The sequence below is a fragment of the Streptomyces sp. NPDC005784 genome (assembly GCF_042871525.1).
Lineage (GTDB): Bacteria > Actinomycetota > Actinomycetes > Streptomycetales > Streptomycetaceae > Streptomyces.
Genome location: NZ_JBIAIQ010000001.1, coordinates 441,098 through 462,856, shown reverse-complemented (window position 1 = coordinate 462,856; position 21,759 = coordinate 441,098). Strand labels below are relative to the sequence as shown.

Below are 21,759 nucleotides of genomic sequence, written 5' to 3'. Positions count from 1 at the left end.
TAGCCCGCCCCGCTCCGTCTCAGTAAGGGAGCCTCCGCCCATGGCGCGACCGCTCGACGGCCTGGTCCTCGCCCCCGTCACCGACCAGGCACCGGGCCAGGTGGGCACCCGCACCCGGTTCGCCTATCACGAGGAGGACGGCACGGTCTGGGCCGACTACGCGGGCGGCGACATCGTCCGCGGACACCTTGTCGGCACCCGTGAGGGCGACCGCCTCGACTTCCGGTACGTGCAGCTCAAGCGCGACGGGACCACCTCGTCCGGCCACTGCGTGTCCCTCGTCGTGGAACTGCCCGACGGCCGTGTGCGGCTGGAGGAGACCTGGACGTGGGAGTCACAGAAGGGCACAGGGACGAGCGTGGTGGAAGAGCTGCGCGAGACGAGCCGTGTGGAACAGATCACTGAGCACGTCCGCTGACTGACGAATTGTCAGGTGTCTAAGGTGATCAGGTGAGCGAGCAGACGCAGGCACAGTCTCAGTCGCAGGGGCCCACGGCACGGCGGGTCGTCGTGGTGGGCGCGGGCATGGCCGGAGTGCAGACCGCGGTCGCCCTGCGCGAGCAGGGCTTCACCGGCACCGTCACGCTGATCGGCGCGGAGCCGCATCAGCCGTACGACCGGCCGCCGCTGTCCAAGGCGGTCCTGCTGGGCAAGGCCGAGGGCTCCGCCTTCGACATCGACTTCGAGGCCCTGGACATCGACCTCAGGCTGGGCCGCGAGGCACTCGGCGTGCGCCCCGACGACCACGAACTGGACACGGCCGCGGGACCCGTCCCGTACGACGTCCTGGTCGTCGCCACCGGCGCCGAGCCGATCCAGTTGCCGGGCGCCGAAGGCGTGCCGGGAGTGCACCTGCTGCGCACCCTGGACGACGCCGACCGGCTGCGTCCCGTACTCACCCAGCAGCACGACATCGTGGTGGTCGGCGCGGGCTGGATCGGCGCCGAGTTCGCCACGGCGGCGCGTGAGGCGGGCTGCGCGGTCACGGTCGTCGAGGCCGCCGACCGGCCGCTCGCCGCCGCGCTGCCCGCCGAGGTGGCCGAGCCGATGGCCGCCTGGTACGCGGACAGCGGGGCCTCGCTGCGCACCCACGCGCGCGTGGACCGTATCGAACCCGGCGCGGTGATCCTGGACGACGGCTCCCGGGTGCCCGCGGACGCCGTCGTGGTCGGGATCGGGGCGCGGCCCGCGACCGCCTGGATCGCAGGCTCCGGCATCGAACTCGGCGACGACCGCGAGATCGTCGCCGACGACCACCTGCGCACCTCGCTGCCGGACGTCTACGCGGTCGGCGACTGCGCCTCCTTCCCGTCGGGACGCTACGAGGACCGCCTCCTCGTCCACCACTGGGACAACGCCCTCCAGGGCCCGCGCACGGTCGCCCTGAACATCGTCGGAGAGGCGCCCGCCGCCTACGACCCCGTGCCGTACTTCTGGTCCGAGCAGTTCGGCCGCTTCGTGCAGTACGTCGGCCACCACGCGCCCGCCGACACCCTCGTGTGGCGCGGTGACTCCTCGGGCGCCTCCTGGTCGGTGTGCTGGCTCCGCGAGACCCGTCTGGTCGCCCTCCTGGCGGTGGGCCGGCCGAGGGATCTCGCCCAGGGCCGCCGGCTCATCGAGGCGGGCGCACGCATGGATCCGGAGCTGCTCGCGGACCCGTCGAGGCCACTGAAGGGTGCTACGGCCTGATCCGTCACCCCAGGTCGGACGCCCTTGGCTTCCGACTGTCGGTCCGGGATGGCAGGCTTGTCCCGTGACCGAGATTGACGCAAAGATCGATGCTCTCGTCCCCGCCTGGCTCACCCTCCCCGACATCGCCGAACAGTTCGGCGTCGAGGTGACGCGCGTCCGGCAGCTGGTCAAGGACGGCCAGCTGATCGCCGTACGCCGTGGTGAGAACCGCGCGCTGCACGTCCCCGCCGAATTCATCGACGCGGACGAACAGAAGGTCGTCAAGGGCCTGGCCGGCACCCTGACGCTCCTGAGGGACGACGGCTTCTCCGACGAAGAGGCCCTCGAGTGGCTCTTCACCCCCGACCCGAGCCTGCCCGGCACCCCCGCGCAGGCTCTGAGCGAGAATCGCGGCACGGAGGTGAAGCGCCGCGCCCAGGCGCTCGCCGTCTGACCTGAACGCGACCGTCCGGCACGGGGAGCGCGGCGGGCGGGACCATCCCGGCCGCCGCACTCCCCGCGCACCGACAAACGGGGAATCCACGCATGCCCGAGAACACCGCCACGACCGCGCGGGGCCGGCTCGCCGACGCCCGCGTCTACCTGTGCACGGACGCCCGCAGACGTCAGGGCGACCTCGCCGGGTTCCTCGACGCGGTCCTGGCGGGCGGCGTCGACATCGTGCAGCTGCGCGACAAGGGCATGGAGGCGGGGGAGGAGCTGGAACACCTCCAGGTCTTCGCCGACGCCTGCGCCCGGCACGGCAAGCTCCTCGCGGTCAACGACCGGGCGGACGTGGCCCACGCCGTCCGCGCCGACGTTCTGCACCTGGGCCAGGGGGACCTCCCGGTTCCCGCGGCCCGCGCGATCCTCGGCGACGAGGTGCTCATCGGCCGTTCCACGCACGCCGGGTCCGAGGCCGCGGCCGCCGCGGTCCAGGAGGGCGTGGACTACTTCTGCACCGGCCCCTGCTGGCCCACCCCCACCAAGCCCGGCCGCCACGCACCCGGCCTCGACCTGGTCCGCAGCACGGCCTCCCTCGGCACCGGCCGTCCCTGGTTCGCGATCGGCGGCATCGACCTCGGCCGGCTCGACGAGGTGCTCGAAGCGGGCGCCCGCCGGGTCGTCGTCGTACGGGCCATCACCGAGGCGGACGACCCGGGCGCGGCGGCGGCGGAGTTCGCGAAGCGGCTGCGCGAGGCCTAGACGCGGCGGACGCCCGCGCGGAGCGTCCCGGCAGGGCCGCCGGCCGAGGGTGTCCAAGAGTGTCCGAGGGGTGGACAAGAACTCGACAGATCGGACAAATGGCAGCTGTTCGGTTGGGGGACCGACACCCTCTGACTAACCTGCGAGTATGGCCCTCGGATCTGCTTCCACCAGGACTGATCGCGCACGCACCGTGCGCGACATGCTCGCGACCGGCAAACAGACCTATTCCTTCGAGTTCTCGGCGCCGAAGACCCCCAAGGGCGAGCGGAACCTGTGGAACGCCCTGCGGCGGGTCGAGGCCGTGGCGCCCGACTTCGTCTCCGTGACCTACGGAGCCGGCGGCTCCACGCGGGCCGGCACGGTCAAGGAGACCGAGCAGATCGTCCTCGACACGACCCTGACCCCCGTCGCGCACCTCACCGCGGTCAACCACTCCATCGCGGAACTGCGCAACATCATCGGGCAGTACGCGGACGCGGGCATCCGCAACATGCTCGCCGTGCGCGGGGACCCGCCCGGCGACCCCATGGCCGAGTGGGTCCCCCACCCCAAGGGTCTGACCTACGCGGCCGAACTCGTGCGCCTCATCAAGGAATCCGGCGATTTCTGCGTCGGGGTCGCGGCCTTCCCGGAGATGCACCCCCGGTCCACCACATGGGACCTGGACGTCTCCCACTTCGTCGACAAGTGCCGCGCCGGCGCCGACTACGCGATCACGCAGATGTTCTTCCAGCCGGAGTCCTACCTCCGGCTGCGCGACCGCGTCGACGCGGCGGGCTGCGCGACGCCGGTCATCCCCGAAGTCATGCCGGTGACAAGTGTGAAGATGTTGGAACGGCTGCCCAAACTCTCGAATGCTTCGTTCCCGGACGTCCTGAAAGAGCGGATCCTCACAGTCAAAGACGATCCGGCGGCTGTACGCTCCATTGGGATCGAGTTCGCGACGGAGTTCTGTGCGAGGCTGCTGACCGAGGGAGTCCCCGGACTCCACTTCATCACGCTGAACAACTCCACGGCGACCTTGGAAATCTACGAGAATCTGGGCCTGCACCACCCGCAGCAGGCCTAGACCGGTCGCACCCGCGTACGACACACTGCGTAGCGGCCACTGGGAGAGGGGCGTACATGGGCTTGACGGTCCTCTATCTGGCATTCGGCATCGTCGCGCTGTGGCTGCTCGGCGAGGTGCTGTTGCAGTACAAGGCGCGGTTGCGGTTCCGGCTGCTCGCGTTCGTCGGCTTCCTCGGTGTGGTCCTCGGCGTCCTGATGCACTCGGTCGTGGTCATCGGCCTGGGCGCGGCCGCCTTCACGGTCGGCCAGACATATGTGACGCTGTCGTTCCGCCAGGGCTTCGCGCAGGGCTGGGCCATCAACGGCCCCTCCGCGCCGGCCAAGCCCAGCAAGCGCCGCCGCGGCGAGCCGGAGGACCCGGAGAGTGACGACCCGTCGCTCGAGGGCTCCGACCTCGACGAGGTGGAGGAGGCGGCCTACCGGCGCGACGACCAGTACGCCGCCGCCGAGGACGACGTCTTCACGCCCGCCCCGTCCGACCGGTTCATGCCCCCGGAGCCGGCCGAGCCCACGGCCGCCGAGTCCACCTCGGTGTACGAACCGCAGCCCCTGCCCGAGGACACCGGCTCATACGGCGTCTACAACGGCGCCGCCTACGCCGCCGCCGGCGACCAGTCCTACGCCGGCGCGTCCCAGTCCCAGGACCAGCAGGCCTACGCCGCGGCCCAGGACCAGCAGGCCTACGCGACGGGCGGCCAGGGCCAGCAGGCCTACGCGTACGACGGCTACACGGGTTACGACCAGCAACAGCAACAGCAACAGCAACAGCAACAGCAACAGCAACAGCAGCAGTACGGCTACGACAACAGCCAGCAGCAGTACGCCGCCTACTCGGACCCGTACATCGGCCAGCAGACGTACACGGGAGCCTCGTACGACAACACCGCCTACAACGGTGGCGACCAGCAGTACCAGCAGCAGCAGAACTACGGCCAGGACCAGTACGCCACCGGCACGTACGGCGGCGAGACCCCGGCCGGCGGCGTCTGGGTGCCGCAGCAGCGCACCGACGAGTACGGCGCCGAACTCCCTCCCGAGCAGCAGCAGTACCCGTACCAGGGCAACAGCCAAGGCAACAGCCAGGGCAACGGCAGCGCCGGGTTCGACGAGCAGTACCGCTACTGACCGACCGGACAGCGGCTGAGGGCCTTCGCGCACCGCTGTCCGCCGTACCGGAGTCTCAGCCGCTCGCCACCGCCGCCCACCGGCGCGGCGCGCCCTGTCGCCTGTTCGTGCACCGGCCGCCGTTCCCGCCCACCGGGCCGTTCACTGCGAGCCCTGGAACTCCGGTCCTTCCACGATCAGCCCGGCCACCAGCGCGCCCGACATGCCCGCGTGAGGCAGACCGCCGCCGGGGTGCGCCCAGCCCCCGGCCGTGAAGAGCCCGGTTATCCGCGTGCTGTTCGACGGGTGCAGCAGTCTGCCGTCCGCCGCGGCGAGCGCCGGGGCGGGGACCGCGCCGCCCTCCGCTCCGGTCGCCGCCGCGATGTCGGCCGGGTTGCGGACCTCGTGCCACAGGAGCCGGTCGCGCAGACCCGGCAGGGCACGCTCGGCGGCACCGAGGACCCGCTCCACGTCCGCCTCGGACACCGGAGCGCCCGACGGCACCGTGACGGTCAGCGTCGCCGCCTCGTGCTCCCCGTCCGGGACGAGCGCCGGGTCGTCCGGGCGTGACACCACGACGGTGGGCGCCGTGGGCACCCCGGGGCGCTCGCCGAAGAGCCGGTCCAGCTCGCCGTCGCGGTCGACCGAGTGCACCACCGTCCGATGCGCCACCCCGGCGGGCCGCCCGCCGCGCAGCGCGAGCAGCACGGTCAGCCGGCTGGCCGCCCCGGGCTGCGGCGGGACCTCCTCACCGCCCCGGAGCACCTCCCCGGGGAGGAGACCGCCCAGGACGCCGGGCGCCACGCCCGCGACCACGAAGTCCGCCTCCGCGAACGTGCAACCCCCGGATCCGGAGGTCCCGGGGCTGCCCTCGGGGTCGTAGGGCTCGGAGCCGCCCCCGGAGAGCTCCACACCGACGACCCGGCCGTCCTTCTCGACGATCCGTGCGACGGAGGTGGAGAAGCGGAACTCGACCCTGCGCTCCAGGCACCGCTCGTACACGGCGCGCGCCAGCTCCCGGATGCCGCCGCGCACGTACCAGGTGCCGAAGGCATGGTCCATGTACGGCAGCACGGCGGCGCTCGCCGGGGTGACGCGCGGGTCGAGCCCGTACAGCAGGGCGTGGCTCTCCAGGAGAGCCGTCAGGCGCGCGTCGCGCAGCTCCCAGGCGGCGACCTCGGCGAGGGTGACGGCCCGCCGGGTGCGCAGCAGTCTCTTGTGCGGCACCGAGGGATACGGCTCGCGCTCGGCCAGCACCGCCCAGTTGGGCCACAACGGCTCCTCCAGGAGCGGTCTGCGCGCGCGGTCCCACGCCTCTCCTGCCCGCACCAGGAAGTCGCCCCACCGCGCGCCCGCGTCCGCGCCGAGCGCTTCGTCCAGCGCGGTGAGCACACCCGCGCGCGAGGCGTTCGGCAGGGACACCCGGGTGCCGTCGGCGAAGACGTGGTCGGTCGACGGGTCGACCTGCACGAGCTCGACACACTCCTCCAGGGGCTGTTTTCCGGTCTTGACGAACAGATCGCGATAGACCGCGGGCACCGGCAGCAGCCCCGGGCCCGTGTCGAAGGCGAAGCCGTCCCGCTCGAAGCGGCGCACCGCACCGCCGTACGTCTCCGTCCGCTCGTACACCACCACCCGGTGGCCCGCGACGGCCAGCCGGGCAGCGGCCGCCATCGCGCCCATCCCGGCGCCGATCACCGCAATCCGTCCCATGCCGGCGACTTTATCGGCCCCCACCGACAGTCCCGTCCCGGAGGCCGGGCGGGGTGGTCCCGGCTCGCCCGCGCCGCGGCGCCGTACACGCCCGGACCTCCCGTCGCGGTCGGTCGCGGTCAGTCGTGGTCGGCCCGCGGCACCTGGCCGGGCGGCTGCACCGCCGTCGCGCCCGCCCGCCGCTCCTCCCGGCGCTGCGTCCGGCGGCGCAGGAACCGTCTGATCCGGGAGACGAGGAAGTAGAGCACCCCGAGCCCGGTGAACAGCAGGACACCGGCGATGACCGCCGCGGCCACGGGATGGAACATCGCGAGAGTGAGGAGGCCCGCGACCCCGAGATCCTCCGCGGTGCTCATCACGAAATTGCTGAACGGCTCCGGCGAGGTGTTGACCGCCATCCGCGTCCCGGCCTTGACCGTGTGGCTCACCAGCGCCGTCGAACCGCCGATCAGGGCCGCCGTCAGATCCGAGACCGAGCCGCTCTGTCCGGCGAGCAGCGCCCCGACCCACGCACCCGCCGCCGGCCGGATCACGGTGTGCACGGAGTCCCACATCGAGTCGACGTACGGGATCTTGTCGGCGACCGCCTCGCACAGGAAGAGAACACCGACTGTGACCAGGATCTCAGGGCGCTGCAGCGACTCCGGGACGTCGTCGCTCAGCCCGGTCGCGCCGAAGAGACCGAGGAGCAGCACCACCGCGTACGCGTTGATACCGCTGGCCCAGCCGCTGGTGAAGACCAGGGGGAGTACGGACACGGAGGCGATCGTAGCCAGTCGGCGACCGGGCGTCCTGGGTCTGAGCGCGTATGCCTGAGTATCCGTACCTACAGGGTGAGATGAGTAGCCGCACGGATGGGTCCGACCTGCGCGAACGGGAGAGTGGAGACACGGAAAGGGGCGCGGCTCCGGCACCGCCGACACGGGGCGGCGGAACGGAACTCGCGCCCTTGGCCGCTCCTTCCGCCGACCTGTTCGGCGGGAGTGAGACACGGGGGAACCCGGGGGGACGACCGAACGGGGGCCCAACGGGGGGCACGGGGGAGCACGACGGAGCGCCGGTACGGACGGCCCGCGGGGGACGCGGCCACCCGGACCGGCGCTTTCGTCTGCGCCGGCCCGAAGCGCTCCGCAGCGGCGTCCCCGCCGCCTTCTGGCTCTGACGGCGGGTGCCGGGTGCGGGGTGCGGGGTGCGGGGTGGGCGGTTCGCGGAGCTCGGTTCCGCCGGACCGGCGCCCGGCGAGTGCGCGCGGGACCGGCGCCTGGGCGACCGCGCGGGCCCGGCGCTCGGGTCGACCTCCGGCGCGGGCCCGGTGGGGCCCGGCACCCCCGCTCAGCGGTGGCCGCTCACGCGACCCTGGAGGAGCCGGGACAGCGCCGCGTGGACGTCGTCGAGGGAGCGCTCCGGCTGGAAGGCCTGCCAGTCCAGGGCGGCCACCAGGACCATCCCGACCAGCGCCGCCGCCGTCAGCGGAATGTCGATCTCGTCGCTGAGCTCCCCGCCCGCCACCGCATCGCGCAGAACGCCCTCCACGACCGCCACCGCCTGCTGCCGCACCACCATCAGGGTGGACTGCCAGGCCCGGTTGGTGCGCCAGAGCTCGGCCACGTACAGCTGGGTGAACGCCGGATAGCGGTTGATGAAGACGAGCCCGGCCCGGATCATCGCGTCCAGCGCGTCGACCTTGCTGCCGCCGTCCCTGGCGGTCTTCTCCGCCGCCTCACGCAGCGAGGCGGTGAGGAGCCCCACGCCGTGCCGCAGCAGCTCTTCGAAGAGGACCGACTTGCTCGCGAAGTTGTAGTAGACCGTGCCTTTCGCGACCCCGGCCCGCTCGGCGATCTCGTCCACCGTGGTGGCGGAGAAACCCTGTTCGGCGATCAGGGTGACGGCCGCCTCGTAGAGCTTCTGCCGGGTCGCCTCGCGGCGGCCGCCGCCGCCCGCCGTGGTGCTGCTGCTTTCCATGGCTCCGATTGTCACAGGAGCGCCCGCGCGCGTGGTCACAGGCTCAGCTCCGGATGCAGCCGGTCGAGGGTCCACACCTGCTTGCGGCGCGCTGTCAGCGCCGTGAGCGCGAGGGCGCCCACGGTGAAGGCCGTCAGTACGACGCACGCCGTCCGAACCGGCTCCAGGCCGCCGCCAGTGATGAGCCTCCGGAGGGCCTCCACGACGTAACTCATCGGCAGGAAGGGGTGGATCGCGTTGAAGAAGCCCGGACTGGTCTGGACGGGGTAGGTGCCGCCCGCCGACGTCAGCTGGAGCATCAGGAAGGCCAGGACGAGGATCCGGCCCGCCGCTCCGAAGCGCGCGTTCAGCCACTGCACGATCGCCGCGAAGCAGGCCGTCACCAGGAACAGGAAGCCCACCGTTCCGGCCGCCCGCACCATCTGGAGGCCGATCGCCCAGTGCAGCACCGCCATCAGTGCGGCCGTCTGGAGTACGCCGACGACGGCGACCGGCAGCCAGCCCGCCAGCGCGATGCGCCAGGCCGAGGCGCCCGCCGCGAGCGCGCGCCGGTTCAGCGGCTGGATCAGCATGTACGCCACCATCGCGCCTACCCACAGGGACAACGGGATGAAGTACGGGGCGAATCCCGTGCCGTAGTTGGGCGCCTTGTGCAGGTCCCTGGAGGCCATGTGCACCGGGTCGGCCATCACCTGGGTGCGCACGTCGCGGTCGGGCTTGTCGTAGTCGGGGATCTGCTCGGCGCCGTCGTGCAGGCCGCCGGCCAGCTTCCCGGAGCCGCCGACGAGCTTGTACAGGCCTCCGTCGAGATCGCTCGCGCCGGTGTTCAGCCGGCCGACGCCTTCGTCGAGGTTCGTCGCGCCGGTCCTTGCGGTGCCGAGATTGGAATGCAGCCGCCGCGCGCCCTTGGCGACCGCGGAGGCTCCGTCGTTCAACTTGTTGACCTTGGAGACGGCGTCGTCGAGATCCTCGGAGAGATGCGGCGAGCGATCGGCGAGGGCCTGCGCCTGCTTCTCCAACGTCGCCAGGCTCTTGTCCAGCTTGTCGAGATCGCCGTCCTGGTCATCGATCAGCGTGTTCACGTCGTCGGTGACCTTGACGACGTCCGCGGCCGCCTCCACGGCCTTCGTCAGCTCGGGACACGCCGCGTCCGGGACCGGCAGGGTCTCGCACCGCGCGCGGTGGACGGCGTTCAGCGCGTCGGACGCGGTGCGCGCGCCCTTGGCCGCGGCCGGAGCCGTCTTCACCAGGGTGTCGAGGTTGTGGCGGATCCCCGCGGCCGAGTCGGCGACCAGCCGGGCCGTGTCACCGATCGACTTCTCGTTGTCCTTCAGGAAGGGGCCCACCTTGTCCGCGACCCCGTTGACCTTGTCGGCCAGCGCCCGGGTGCCGTCCGCGACCTGGCGCGAACCGTCCTCCAGGTCGCTCGCGCCCGTGTTGAGCTTCCTCAGCCCACCGGAGAGCTTTCCGCTGCCCTTCTTGGCCTCCTTCAGGCCGTCCGCGAGGTCCTTGGAGCCCTTCTTCGCCTTGCCGATCCCGCCGTTGAGGCGGTCGGCGCCCTCGGCTGCCTGCACGGTCTTCCCGTGGATGTCCGAGAACGAGATGAAGATCCTGTCGAGGAACGAACGCGAGGCCTTCGTGGACGCGGCCGTCCGCACCTCGCTGAACACCGTGCGGGAGATCTGCCCGACGATGTAGTTGTTCGCGTCGTTGGTCCGCACCTGGAGCGCACTCGTCTCGGGTGACGCCCCCGAACTGGACGCGATCCTCTTGCTGAAGTCGCCCGGCATGGTCAGCGACAGGTAGTACGTGCCGTCCTCCACGCCCCGGTGGGCCTCGGCGGAACTCACCTCGTGCCACTCGAAGGTGTCGCTGTCCCGCAGCCCCTCGGTGATGGTGTCCCCGACCGCGAACTTCCGGCCGCCGGCCGTCGCCCCCTTGTCGTCGTTCACCAGCGCCACGGGGATACGGTCGAGACGGCCGTACGGGTCCCAGAACGACCACAGGTAGAGCGCGCCGTACAGCAGGGGCAGCAGTAGGAGCGCGACCAGCGCGGCACGCGGGAGCTTGCCCCGGCCGAAGCGACGGAGTTCGAGAAGGGCCAATTCAGGCGAGCGCATCGGCCGTCTCCCTGTCGTGTTTGTCGCTGTCGCTGTCGCTGTCGACGGCGGTGTCCGTTTCCGCGTCGGCGTCGGCGTCGGCGATGACGGTGGCATCGGCGGTGGCATCGGTGTTGGTGGTGTCGGCCTCGGCGGCCGCGGCGGTGCCGCCGGTGATCCCGGCGGTCTCGGCGGTGCTCCCGATCCCGATCCCGATCCCGGGCGCGGTTGCGCGGGCGCCGTCGGGGTCCTGTCCGTCGGCGTTCCTCGACGTGCCGGACGGCACGGTGGACACGACGACGGCACCCTCGGGAGCCTCGCTGCACACCGCCACGACCGTGGTGCCCGACTCGGCGAGAGACGTCAACAGGGCCCAGACATCGGCCCGTTCGGCGTCCGAGAGCTTGAGGTCGGTGTCGTCGACACCGAGCAGCCGCGGCCGGCCGATCAGAGCCAACGCGAGGGACAGCCGCAGCGCTTCGATCCGTTCCAGATCACGTACGGCTGTTCTCGGTCCCTTGGGCAGCGTCTCCGGGTCGAGTCCGGCGGCGGTCGACGCCTCGCGGATCCGCAGCTCGGTCGCGCTCACCCGCTCGCCGCGGGGCCGCAGCAGGGCGCGCAGCGAACCCCCGAACCGCCGCTGCAGCAGGGCCCGTTCCCGCAGGTGCTCCCCGACGGTCAAGGCGGGGTCGAGGTCCGTGACCCCAGGCACGTGCGCGAGCGCGCTCTCCCGGCGCACCGCGGCCATTTGCTTCGGCAGCCTCGACGAGCCCACCGCCGCCGTCCCCTCGGTGGCCTTCATCCGGCCCGTGAGGGCGAGCAGCAGGCACGTGCGGCCGGACCCGGACGGCCCCTCGATCGCGATGAGCGATCCGGGCTCCGCGTCGAGACGAACCCCGCGGAACGCCCACCCGCGGGGCCCCTTGAGCCCGAAGTCCTCGGCCGTGACGCCCAGTCCGTGCGGACCGTCCACAGCTCCCCCATCCTCTGAACACCATCGAACTACTTTTTTTGAACTGACTGGTCAGTGCAAAAACTATCCCGAACCTTCGATCGAAGCAAAAGCCCAGGTCAGAACGGATTGTCAGTGGCATACCGCACGATGTGTACATACGGCCACAGTGCCGTCACACGACGACAGGAGGTTCGTCATGGCCAACTCTTCCGCAGCCGCCGCCCGTCGGCGCCGCGCCACCGGCCCTGCCCCCTCACTGACCGGACCGGTGGGCGACGTCCACCCCGTGCTCCGCCGGGCCACGGCCCCGCCCGCCGCCCTCGACCTGCTCTCCCAGGCCCGCGCCGGACTCGACGAGGCGACGGCTCTGGAGACATCCAACGAGCGGTACGCGACGGCCCACTTGGCCGCGCTGCGCACCGCCGCCGCCGTCCTGGCCGCGCGAGCCCGCCCGGAGCCCACGGCCCGGCGCAGGGCCCGTATCCGCAGCGCCTGGGAAGTACTCCCGGAGATCGCGCCCGAACTGACGGAGTGGAGCGCGCTGTTCGCCTCCGGGGCCACCCGCCGTGCCCGCGCGGAGGCGGGTATCCAGGGAGCGGCCAGCATCCGCGACGCCGACGACCTGATACGCGACGTCGCCATGTTCCTGCGCCTCGTCGAGCGGATGCTGGTGCTGCAACCCGTGCTGCCCCAGCCCCGGCAGGACGGGGACCCGGACCGGGCGGACAGGGGGGTTCCGGACGCGGGTTGACCGCGAGGGGGCGTCGGGCGGAGCGCGGGGACGACAGCGACTCGGCGTCCGCCGGGCACCCGCTCGTCGCGCCATCCGGCACCCGCTCATCACACGATCCGGCACCCGCTCCTCGCGCCATCCGGCAGCCGCTCGTCAAACGATCCGGCGCACTTGAGACGGAGGATCGGTCACGGCGGCGGAGGCAATAGGGTGGAGGCGCCTGCTGCCTCCCCGCCGGGAGGCCCGAAGATCGCTCCGCCGTTCAAGAGGCGGTGCCGCGCCGAGGAGTCAACTGCCGTGTCGGACCCGATGCGCCCCCGCGCTTCTCTCCGTACCGCCGTCGTCTGGGAAGTCCTCAAGGACGCCCTGGAACGCCGGGTCAAGGCCGCCGGGCGGGAGTCGCTCGACGTACTGGACACGGGCGGCGGCAGTGGCAACTTCGCCGTGCCCGTCGCCTGCCTCGGCCACCGTGTCACCGTCGTCGACCCCAGCCCGAACGCGCTGTTCGCGCTGGAGCGCCGCGCCGCCGAGGCCGGCGTCGCCGACCGCGTGCAGGGTGTCCAGGGCGACGCGCACGGCCTGTTCGACGTGGTCGAGCGCGGCCGCTACGACGCCGTGCTGTGCCATGGCGTCCTGGAGTACGTCGACGACCCGGCCGAGGGCGTCCGGAACGTGGTGGACGCCCTGCGGCCCGAGGGCGTGCTCAGCCTCCTCGCCGCGGGCCTGGGCGGAGCCGTCCTGGCCCGCGCCCTCGCCGGGCACTTCAAGGAGGCCCGGCACGCACTCGACGACCCGGACGGACGCTGGGGCGAGGGTGATCCTGTTCCGCACCGGTTCACCGCCGAACAGCTCACCTCCCTGGTCGCCGGCGCCGGCCTGCACGTCGGTGCCGTGCACGGCGTGCGGGTCTTCGCGGACCTGGTGCCGGGTGTCCTGGTGGACACCGAGCCGGGTGCCATGGAGGCCCTGCTGAAGCTGGAAGCGGCGGCGGCCGAACTCACCGCGTTCCACTCCGTGGCCACGCAGCTCCACGTGCTCGGTGAGGCCCGAGGGGCTGCCGGGGACTGAGCTGCTCCCGTGGTGCGCCGCTGATCAGGGGCTTGGCGGCGGATGGAGTACGCCACAGACCACCCGATCGAGTGCTCGGCGCCGTATGATCGGGGGAGACCGTCCGGCATGACGGACCGTTCGCTGGGGAATGCACGCCTCAGCGCATCGGGGTGCCATGACGGGTTCCGGTTGGCGAATTGGCGTAGAGGGGCGGGTTTCACGGGGGCGATTCCCTGCCTATCCTGAAGGGGACCCCCGGTCGCCCCGGCGACTGCACGATGAGGAGGACTCCGTGCCGCTCTCGGAGCACGAGCAGCGAATGCTCGAGCAGATGGAGCGAGCGCTGTACGCCGAAGATCCCAAGTTCGCGACAGCGCTTGAGGGAAGCGGGCTGCGTACGTACACCCGGCGACGGGTTTACCAGGCGGTCGCGGGCTTCCTGGTGGGTATCGCGCTCCTCATTGCCGGAATGGTTGTTTTTCAGATCTGGCTGAGCGTGGTGGGCTTCCTCGTGATGCTGGGCTGCGCGGTGCTTGCCGTCACCGGTTGGCGCAAAGCTCCCAAGCCGGGTGAGCAGCCAGCCGCGTCGGGCTCACCCGCCGCTCGCCGTCAGGGCCGACAACGCCGTTCCGTGATGGATCGAATCGAACAGCGCTGGCAGCGTCGCCGCGACGAACAGGGCGGTAACTGAGCCTCCGGCGTCGCAGCCGCAGACATACGCGTGAGGGGGCGTCCACCCGGATCAGGGTGGACGCCCCCTCACGCGTATGCGCGGTCGGAGCGCGGTCGGACAGCCGCCGCGCGCCCGGCCCGTGGGCCGGAGTGCGGTGCCGCTCGGTGCGCGCCGACCGGGGCACCCGGCGCCTCACCCGGCCGCGGGAACCCGCTCTGGCGTCCGCGCGCTCAACTCGCGACGGCGCCCGGCACGGGTGGCTGTGCCCACCCGTCCCCAAGGCGTCGGCGGCGCCCGGCCAGGGACCGCCATCGTCCGGCGGGACCGTCGTCCGCGCCGGTCACGGGCGCCGGACCGCCCATGACCGCTCAACGTCAGGCCGACCGGCCCTCAGCGGCCGGCCCTCGCCAGGCCGCGGGCCGTAAGCCGCTCGGGCCCGGCGAGAGCAAAGCGCCCGGTGTCCGTCAGCCGTTCTGGCTCGACGGGCGGTGGAACAGGGACTGCCGGCGGGCCGACAGGCGGGTTCTCAGGGTTGTCAGGAAGGTCGAGGCCGCCCAGATCATCCGGACGGCCGAACGAGGAGCGAGGAGAGCACGCAGACGGGCGGGACGGCTCGCGGAGATCCGGAAGGCCTCCTCGACACGGCGCGCGTCGATCGCGAGGCCCGCCTCCGGCCGGGGGTGCGGAGCGTAGAGAACCTGCTCCACGGCCGCTGCCAGCCGGTGCACCGAGACCGCGGCCTCCGGATCCAATCGCCCGAGCGCGACGATCCGCTCGGCGGCCTTCCTCGGCGTCTGCGACTCCTCCGGCGTGATCCCGTAGTCCCACGCCGAATCGGTCACCTCCAGCCAGGCCCCCAGCGTGTACGCCGCCACGTCCGCCTCGGTACGGCCGTGGCCGCCGAGCCGGACCGCCCGTACCCGCATCCGCCACAGCATGGGCAGCAGCGGAACTCCCAGCACCAGGAGCCCGGCCAGCGTCAGCCCCAGGATGTTGAACCAGGGCCAGTCGTCGTCCTGGACGCCGACCGCCACAGTCGAGGACTGGCCCGGGCAGGCCGCCAGCCTTCGCAGCTGGGCCGAGCAGCTCTCGCTGGCCGACGGCGCGGTGGAGGGTGCCGCGGACGTCGAGAACGTCGGCTTCGGCGCGGCCGGCACGTCGTTGCCCGGCGTGTTCGTCTGGGTGTACGACGGCACCGTGCCCCGGCTCGGGGTCGGCTCGAAGCGGGTCCAGCCCACGCCCTCGAAGTACAGCTCGGGCCAGGCATGCGCGTCCCGCAGCCCCACCGACATCGAACCGTCCGCCTGCGGAGTCCCGGGCGTGAAACCCACCGCCACGCGGGCCGGAATCCCGAGCGTCCGTGCCATCGAGGCCATCGCGAAGGAGAAGTGGACGCAGAAGCCTTCCTTGTCCTTCAGGAAGTTCGCGATCGCTGTCGAGCCGCTGCCGGCCTGCACCTGGGTGTTGTACCGGAAGTTGCCGCTGGCGGCGAAGTAGTCCTGGAGCTTGACCGCCTGCTCGTATTGGTTGGCCGAGCCCGCGGTGACCTTGCGGGCCGTGTTCGCCACCACCGCGGGCAACGAATCAGGAACCTTGGTGTACTCGCGCCTCATCGCGGGCGAGGGCTCCGGCGCGCTCGCCAACTGCTGCGCCGTCGGCTCCACCATCAGGCTCGTGACCTGGTACTGCACGCCGCGCGTGTTCTGTCCGTGGTCCCCGACGAGGGTGCGCCCCACGGGTTCGTAGCGCCAGCTGCCGCTGATGTCGACCTTGCTGGCCGGGTACGGCATCGGCAGCCAGTCCTGGGCGTACCAGTCCGCCGCCGCGATACGGGTCTGGATCGTCGCCCGCTTGACCTGGCCGGAGAGACCGATCGGCGCCGGGAACGTCTTCGGCACGTCCACGATGTGGCGCTGGGCCGGCTTCCACGCCGTGCCGTCGAAGTCGTCCAGCGAGACGATCCGCAGATACAGGTCCTGCGTCTCCGCGGTGTTGGTGCGGTACGTCAGGACCGTGCGGTCCTCGTCCACGTTCAGACTGTCGCGGAGCGAGACCAGCGGGTTCACCGCGGAGATCGTGCCACCGCCCCCGGTGCCGTTGCCGATGCCCCGCCCCGCGCCGTCCAGCAGACCGCCGTCGAGCGAGGGCAGGACGAACGGCACGAACAGGGCGATGCCCAGCACGACCAAGCCGATCCGCTGCCCGGTGCGGACGGGCGCGACGACGCCGCCCACAGGCTCCGGGCCGGCTGCGCGGGCGGCTCCGCCGAAGACCCGGCCCCACTGCGAGAGCCGGTCCCGGCCCTCGGTCAGCAGCAGCATCAGATAGCCGGCGGCCGCGAGCAGGAACCACAGCCAGGCCGCGCCACCTCCGGAGAGGCCCGCGGCGACCGAGTACAGGGCGAGCAGCGGAAGGCCGGCGGGCGCGGCGCTGCGGTAGGTCACAGAGAGCGCGTCCACCGCGAGCCCGATCACCAGGACGCCGCCGACCACCATCAGCCGGATCCCGTCCGACAGCGGGGCCGGAATCGAGTATCTGCCGATGTCGTCGGTGCCCGCCTGGAGCAGCTCCGAGAGGTGTTGGAAGGCTTCTGGCCCGGGGACGATCCCGGCGACGGCCTGATGCCGGGCGAAGACCAGCGTCAGCAGCATCAGCGTCACCAGCGCCTGTGCCGCCACGGTCAGCGGCCGGGCCAGCGGAACCCGCCGGGTCAGCGCGCCCACACCGGTCTGCAAGGCCAGCAGGAACGCCGCCTGGAAGATCCACGTCGCCGGGCTCACCAGCGGCAACAGCGCGCAGGACGTCATCAGCGTGGCCGCCGCCGCGCACAGCGCCAGTCGGGCTCGCCCACTCATACGCCACCACCCCCCGCGGTAGTCCCCGTCGACGCCACGTGCGTGCGCTGACGGTCCGCCTCGCGCCACAGGTCGGCGAGCGACGCCCCCCGCGGCACCATCACGGCGGTCCAGCCCGCCTCGCGCAGCATGCGCAACCGGTCCACGCTCCTGTCCAACGGGCCGGGCACCTCGGTCGGTTCCCGCACCCAGGACTCACTGTCCAGCAGAAACGCGACGGCCCCGCCGCTGCGCTGGCGCATCTTGCCGAGCACCGTCGCCTGCTCCTCGTCGAGATCGCCGAGGAAGGCGATCAGCAGTCCTTCGTTGCCACCGCGCAGCACGTCGTACGCCCGGGACAGGCCCATGCCCTCCGAGTGGTCGATGACGGCGAGCGTGTCCATCATCATCCCGGCGGCGTCCGCCGACTCCTGGCTGGCGCCCGCGAACCCGTCGGCGCCCTCGCCGGGCACCGAGGTGCCGGTGTCCGTCAGGAGACGGACGGAGAAGCCCCGTTCGAGCATGTGCACCAGCGTCGACGCCGTGCCCGAGACGGCCCATTCGAAGGCCGAGTCGGGGCCGGCGCCCTGGAAGGCGATGCCCCGGGTGTCCAGCAGCACGGTGCAGCGGGAGCGCTGGGGCTGTTCCTCGCGGCGGACCATCAGCTCGCCGTAGCGAGCGGTCAGCCGCCAGTGCACGCGGCGCAGGTCGTCGCCGTAGCGGTACCCGCGCGGAATGATGTCGTCCTCGCCGGCCAGGGCCAGTGAGCGCTGCCGCCCGTCGCCGTACCCCTTCGCCTCGCCGGTCAGCCGCACCGGGGGCAGCGCCTCCACGCGCGGGATGACCGTCAGGGTGTCGTACGTCGAGAAGGAGCGGGTCAGCTCGCACATGCCGAACGGGTCGGTCAGCCGCAGCTGGAGCGGACCCAGCGGGTAGCGGCCGCGCAGGTCCGAGCGAACCCGGTAGGACACCTCGCGACGGCCGCCCGCCTCCACCCGGTCCAGCACGAAGCGGGGGCGCGGACCGAGGACGTACGGCACCTTGTCCTGGAGCATCAGCAGGCCGGTGGGCAGCCGCGACACGTTGTCCATGCGCAGATGGACGCGGGCCTCGGAGCCGGCGGGCACGCGCCCGGGGGAGAGCCTGCGGCTGCCCGAGACCCGGTAGCGGGTGCGGTACAGCACGGTCGCGCACACCAGCGGCAGGGCCGCGAGGAGCAGGCCGACCCGGAGCAGATCGCTCTGCCCCAGGACGTACGCGCAGATCGCGGCGGCCACTCCGGCGGCCAGGAACGAGCGACCGCGTGTGCTGAGCCCGGCGAGCGCGGTGCGCAGCCCGCCCTTGTCCCCCTCGGCGGTGTGCCCCGTGCTCGCCTGCGTCATCACAGCCTCCGGGGCGGCTGCTGACCGAACGTGGGCGCGCCCCGGCCCATCGAGAGGCCGGACTGCTGGGGAGCGGCGGGCACCGGGGTGCGCTGGAGGATCTCCTGGACGACCTGCTCGGCCGTGCGGCGGTTCAACTGTGCCTGGGCCGTGGGCAGCAGTCGGTGGGCCAGGACCGCGACGGCGAGCGCCTGCACATCGTCCGGCAGCGCGAATTCCCGGCCGCTGAGAGCGGCGGACGCCTTCGCCGCGCGCAGCAGATGCAGCGTGGCACGCGGTGAGGCGCCGAGTCTGAGGTCGGGGTGGGTGCGCGTGGCCGCCACCAGGTCCACCGCGTAGCGGCGCACCGGGTCGGCGACATGGACCGTGCGGACCGCGTCGATCAGTTTCACTATGTCGTGCGCGTGGGCGACCGGCTGGAGGTCGTCGAGCGGGCTCACCCCGCCGTGGATGTCCAGCATCTGCAGTTCGGCTTCCGCGCTGGGGTAGCCGATGGAGACACGGGCCATGAAGCGGTCGCGCTGGGCCTCCGGCAGGGGGTAGGTGCCCTCCATCTCGACCGGGTTCTGGGTGGCCACCACCATGAACGGGCTGGGCAGTTCATAGGTCTGCCCGTCGATGGTGACCTGCCGCTCCTCCATCGACTCCAGGAGCGCGGACTGCGTCTTGGGCGAGGCGCGGTTGATCTCGTCGCCGATCACGATCTGCGCGAAGATCGCGCCCGGCTTGAACTCGAAGTCCCGGCGCTGCTGGTCCCAGATGGACACACCCGTGATGTCCGAGGGCAGCAGGTCGGGCGTGAACTGAATGCGCCGCACCGAGCAGTCGATGGACCGTGCCAGCGCCTTGGCGAGCATGGTCTTGCCGACGCCCGGGACATCCTCGATCAGAAGATGACCCTCGGCGAGCAGCACGGTCAGCGAAAGCCGTACGACCTCAGGCTTGCCTTCGATCACTCCTTCCACCGAACTGCGGACACGCTCCGCAGTGGCGGTCAGATCTGTAAGGCTCGCTCGATCGTCATAGGTCGTCACCCGGCCCTCCTCGGCCCGTTCGGGCCGACGCCCTGTGCGGACCGGCCCACCCCGAAACACGGACACCACGCGCGAAAGGTTCCGCGTGACGCCACAACCGCATTCTTGTTGCCGTTACCGGTTCGTGTCACTCGCCTGTGGATAAGTGGCCGCGATATGTCAGTTCTTACGGCCCTTTGAGCACCGGACGGCCGGGGTTTTTTGTGAAGAGAGAGTCCCACGAGCTGCGGAGGGCCGGCGATCGGGGGGTACGGCGAGGCCGGTCAGGAGGGGTCGATCTCCCGCAGCAGGCCGGTCGTGACGTCGAAGACGAAGCCGCGGACGTCGTCCGTGTGCACCAGGAACGGGGAGGTGCGCACGCGCTGCATCGACTGCCGTACGTCCTGCTCGACGTCCCGGAAGGCCTCGACCGCCCATGCGGGGCGCTGGCCGACCTCCATCTCCAGGTCGTGCCGGAAGTCCTCGGTGAGGGACTCCAGACCGCAGCCGGTGTGGTGGATGAGGACCACACTGCGGGTGCCGAGCGCCCGCTGGCTGATGGTGAGGGACCGGATCACGTCGTCGGTGACCACGCCGCCCGCGTTGCGGATGGTGTGGCAGTCACCCAGTTCCAGGCCGAGCGCGGCGTGCAGGTCGAGCCGGGCGTCCATGCACGCCACCACCGCGACATGCAGCACGGGGTGGGCGTCCATCCCCGGGTCGGTGAAAGCGGCGGCGTATTTCTCGTTCGCGCCGACGAGACGGTCGGTGACCGTGCGCTCCGCCGCTATGGCGCCTTCGGGTTCGGTGGGAACAGATGCGGAAGTCGTCATACCCATGACGGTACTGGTCACGTATGGAGCGGTCCTGCTGTGAGAGGGGACAAAGAATGTCATCGCGGCTTGTTGTGAGGTAATCCACACGGGGGGTGACGACGTGCCCGTTCGGGTGATTCTTCCGGATCCGCGGCTTCGATCCGAGCGCTGTCCGCGACGCGCATGCCGGTTGATTGACCGCGAGACACCGTGGACTAAAGTGACGCGAAGCGGGAGGCGAGGCTCTCCCCGCTGGACTGTTTTCTCCTGGAGACCCGGCGACTTTCCGGAGTTTCCCCGCGTGCGCGGCGCGTACGTACGGCTCGGCCTCCTCCCGCTCCCGGTCGGCTGACGCCATTCATCCGGCGCCACAGACCTCCCCTTCCCGAGCGGGTGGGGACCCGGCAGTGCGTATGGCCGCGCCGGACCTGAGAGGGCCCGGAATGAAAGGGCGCGAAGCGCTTCCCAACGAGGGCGACAGCGGGCGACCGGAGGGGCAGAGCCGACACGTCCCGGTCATGCTCCAGCGGTGCCTGGACATGCTGGCCCCGGCCCTCGCCGAACCGGGAGCCGTGGTCGTCGACTGCACGCTCGGGCTCGGCGGTCACAGCGAGGCACTGCTCACCCGGTTCCCCGAAGTGCGGCTCGTGGCCCTGGACCGTGACAAGGAGGCGCTGCGCCTCTCCGGAGAGCGGCTCGCCCCCTACGGTGACCGCGCCTCCCTGGTGCACGCCGTCTACGACGAACTCCCCGACGTGCTCGACCGCCTGGACATCCCGCGTGTCCAAGGCGTCCTGTTCGACCTCGGTGTCTCCTCCATGCAACTCGACGAGGCGGACCGGGGGTTCGCGTACGCGCAGGACGCCCCGCTCGACATGCGCATGGACCAGACGACCGGCATGAGCGCGGCCGAGGTCCTCAACACCTACCCGCCGGGCGAACTGGTGCGGATCCTGCGGGCGTACGGCGAGGAGAAGCAGGCCAAGCGGATCGTCTCCGCGGTCGTGCGCGAACGCGAGAAGGACCCCTTCACCAACAGCGCGCGGCTCGTCGAGCTGATCCGTGACGCGCTGCCCCAGGCGGCCAAGCGCACCGGGGGCAATCCCGCCAAGCGCACCTTCCAGGCACTGCGCATCGAGGTCAACGGCGAACTGAGTGTCCTGGAGAGGGCGATTCCCGCGGCCGTGCAGGCGCTCGCCGTCGGCGGCCGTATCGCCGTGCTGTCGTACCACTCGCTTGAGGACCGGCTGGTCAAGCAGGTGTTCGCGGCCGGCGCCGCCAACACCGCGCCGCCCGGACTGCCGGTCGTCCCCGAGCGCTACCAGCCCCGGCTCAAGCTCCTCACCCGCGGTGCCGAACTTCCCACCGAGGAAGAGGTCGCCGAGAACCGGCGAGCCGCTCCCGCCCGGCTGCGGGGGGCACAGCGCATCCGCGAGGAAGCCGCCGAGTGAGGCGCGGGGAGAAGGAGGGGTCGT

Annotated in this window: 19 protein-coding genes; 10 read left to right on the top strand and 9 right to left on the bottom strand. The window is 71.7% G+C overall.

The annotated features are described in order from the left end of the window. Window positions 1-40: 40 nt before the first annotated feature. The 6 genes from ACFYR3_RS02015 to ACFYR3_RS01990 all read left to right on the top strand — a co-directional run bounded on the left by ACFYR3_RS02015 (window position 41) and on the right by ACFYR3_RS01990 (window position 5,076). Window positions 41-418: a hypothetical protein gene (locus tag ACFYR3_RS02015; protein WP_355850464.1), complete on the top strand. Its 378-nt coding sequence runs from the start codon at window positions 41-43 to the stop codon at window positions 416-418. A 32-nt stretch (window positions 419-450) separates the two neighbouring features. Further along, window positions 451-1,689 carry an FAD-dependent oxidoreductase gene (locus ACFYR3_RS02010; protein WP_355850461.1) on the top strand — a complete coding sequence of 413 codons (1,239 nt, stop codon included), beginning with the start codon at window positions 451-453 and terminating at the stop codon, window positions 1,687-1,689. 64 nt (window positions 1,690-1,753) lie between these two features. Continuing rightward, complete coding sequence (locus tag ACFYR3_RS02005; RefSeq protein ID WP_355850458.1) at window positions 1,754-2,125, top strand: Rv2175c family DNA-binding protein; 372 nt, start codon at window positions 1,754-1,756, stop codon at window positions 2,123-2,125. 92 nt (window positions 2,126-2,217) lie between these two features. Then, window positions 2,218-2,877 carry a thiamine phosphate synthase gene (thiE, locus tag ACFYR3_RS02000; RefSeq protein ID WP_355850455.1) on the top strand — a complete coding sequence of 220 codons (660 nt, stop codon included), beginning with the start codon at window positions 2,218-2,220 and terminating at the stop codon, window positions 2,875-2,877. A gap of 148 nt (window positions 2,878-3,025) precedes the next feature. Beyond that, entirely contained in the window at window positions 3,026-3,949 is a 924-nt protein-coding gene (metF, locus tag ACFYR3_RS01995; protein ID WP_355850452.1) for a methylenetetrahydrofolate reductase [NAD(P)H], read from the top strand. A gap of 56 nt (window positions 3,950-4,005) precedes the next feature. Beyond that, window positions 4,006-5,076, top strand: a complete 1,071-nt coding sequence (locus ACFYR3_RS01990; protein ID WP_389281048.1) for a hypothetical protein — start codon at window positions 4,006-4,008, stop codon at window positions 5,074-5,076. Between the two features lie 141 nt (window positions 5,077-5,217). Here the strand turns inward: ACFYR3_RS01990 and ACFYR3_RS01985 are convergent, their stop codons facing one another. The 5 genes from ACFYR3_RS01985 to ACFYR3_RS01965 all read right to left on the bottom strand — a co-directional run bounded on the left by ACFYR3_RS01985 (window position 5,218) and on the right by ACFYR3_RS01965 (window position 11,802). Then, window positions 5,218-6,768 carry an NAD(P)/FAD-dependent oxidoreductase gene (locus ACFYR3_RS01985; RefSeq protein ID WP_355850447.1) on the bottom strand — a complete coding sequence of 517 codons (1,551 nt, stop codon included), beginning with the start codon at window positions 6,766-6,768 and terminating at the stop codon, window positions 5,218-5,220. A 119-nt stretch (window positions 6,769-6,887) separates the two neighbouring features. After that, window positions 6,888-7,526 carry a DUF4126 domain-containing protein gene (locus tag ACFYR3_RS01980; protein ID WP_389281045.1) on the bottom strand — a complete coding sequence of 213 codons (639 nt, stop codon included), beginning with the start codon at window positions 7,524-7,526 and terminating at the stop codon, window positions 6,888-6,890. 574 nt (window positions 7,527-8,100) lie between these two features. Further along, on the bottom strand, window positions 8,101-8,730 hold the full coding sequence (locus ACFYR3_RS01975) for a TetR/AcrR family transcriptional regulator (protein WP_355850441.1): 630 nt from the start codon (window positions 8,728-8,730) through the stop codon (window positions 8,101-8,103). A gap of 35 nt (window positions 8,731-8,765) precedes the next feature. Next, window positions 8,766-10,850 carry a YhgE/Pip domain-containing protein gene (locus ACFYR3_RS01970; RefSeq protein WP_356783920.1) on the bottom strand — a complete coding sequence of 695 codons (2,085 nt, stop codon included), beginning with the start codon at window positions 10,848-10,850 and terminating at the stop codon, window positions 8,766-8,768. Next, a complete protein-coding gene (locus ACFYR3_RS01965) occupies window positions 10,837-11,802 on the bottom strand; it encodes an ATP-binding cassette domain-containing protein (protein WP_389281043.1) in 966 nt (321 codons plus the stop codon). Before ACFYR3_RS01965 ends, ACFYR3_RS01970 begins: the two co-directional genes overlap by 14 nt. A gap of 178 nt (window positions 11,803-11,980) precedes the next feature. On the opposite strand from ACFYR3_RS01965, the gene ACFYR3_RS01960 reads away from it, so the two are divergent. From ACFYR3_RS01960 to ACFYR3_RS01950, 3 genes are all read left to right on the top strand, one after another. Beyond that, window positions 11,981-12,535, top strand: a complete 555-nt coding sequence (locus ACFYR3_RS01960; RefSeq protein ID WP_389281041.1) for an SAV_6107 family HEPN domain-containing protein — start codon at window positions 11,981-11,983, stop codon at window positions 12,533-12,535. Window positions 12,536-12,814: 279 nt separating this feature from the next. Further along, on the top strand, window positions 12,815-13,585 hold the full coding sequence (locus ACFYR3_RS01955; protein ID WP_355850430.1) for a methyltransferase: 771 nt from the start codon (window positions 12,815-12,817) through the stop codon (window positions 13,583-13,585). Window positions 13,586-13,859: 274 nt separating this feature from the next. Beyond that, window positions 13,860-14,258, top strand: a complete 399-nt coding sequence (locus tag ACFYR3_RS01950; RefSeq protein ID WP_355850428.1) for a DUF3040 domain-containing protein — start codon at window positions 13,860-13,862, stop codon at window positions 14,256-14,258. 446 nt (window positions 14,259-14,704) lie between these two features. Here the strand turns inward: ACFYR3_RS01950 and ACFYR3_RS01945 are convergent, their stop codons facing one another. From ACFYR3_RS01945 to ACFYR3_RS01930, 4 genes are all read right to left on the bottom strand, one after another. Further along, complete coding sequence (locus ACFYR3_RS01945) at window positions 14,705-17,095, bottom strand: DUF3488 and DUF4129 domain-containing transglutaminase family protein (RefSeq protein WP_389281039.1); 2,391 nt, start codon at window positions 17,093-17,095, stop codon at window positions 14,705-14,707. Then, the gene (locus tag ACFYR3_RS01940) at window positions 17,092-18,456 is read right to left on the bottom strand and encodes a DUF58 domain-containing protein (protein ID WP_355850423.1); all 1,365 of its coding nucleotides are present in this window, start codon (window positions 18,454-18,456) and stop codon (window positions 17,092-17,094) included. The genes ACFYR3_RS01945 and ACFYR3_RS01940 overlap by 4 nt, the downstream gene beginning before the upstream one ends. Next, window positions 18,456-19,490, bottom strand: coding sequence for a MoxR family ATPase (locus tag ACFYR3_RS01935; RefSeq protein WP_355850420.1), 1,035 nt, complete (start codon window positions 19,488-19,490; stop codon window positions 18,456-18,458). The genes ACFYR3_RS01940 and ACFYR3_RS01935 overlap by 1 nt, the downstream gene beginning before the upstream one ends. Window positions 19,491-19,753: 263 nt before the next feature. Continuing rightward, a complete protein-coding gene (locus ACFYR3_RS01930) occupies window positions 19,754-20,302 on the bottom strand; it encodes a carbonic anhydrase (RefSeq protein ID WP_355850417.1) in 549 nt (182 codons plus the stop codon). A gap of 425 nt (window positions 20,303-20,727) precedes the next feature. Here ACFYR3_RS01930 and rsmH point away from each other — a divergent pair, with 425 nt between their 5' ends. After that, on the top strand, window positions 20,728-21,735 hold the full coding sequence (gene rsmH, locus ACFYR3_RS01925) for a 16S rRNA (cytosine(1402)-N(4))-methyltransferase RsmH (protein WP_389281036.1): 1,008 nt from the start codon (window positions 20,728-20,730) through the stop codon (window positions 21,733-21,735). Window positions 21,736-21,759 lie beyond the last annotated feature (24 nt).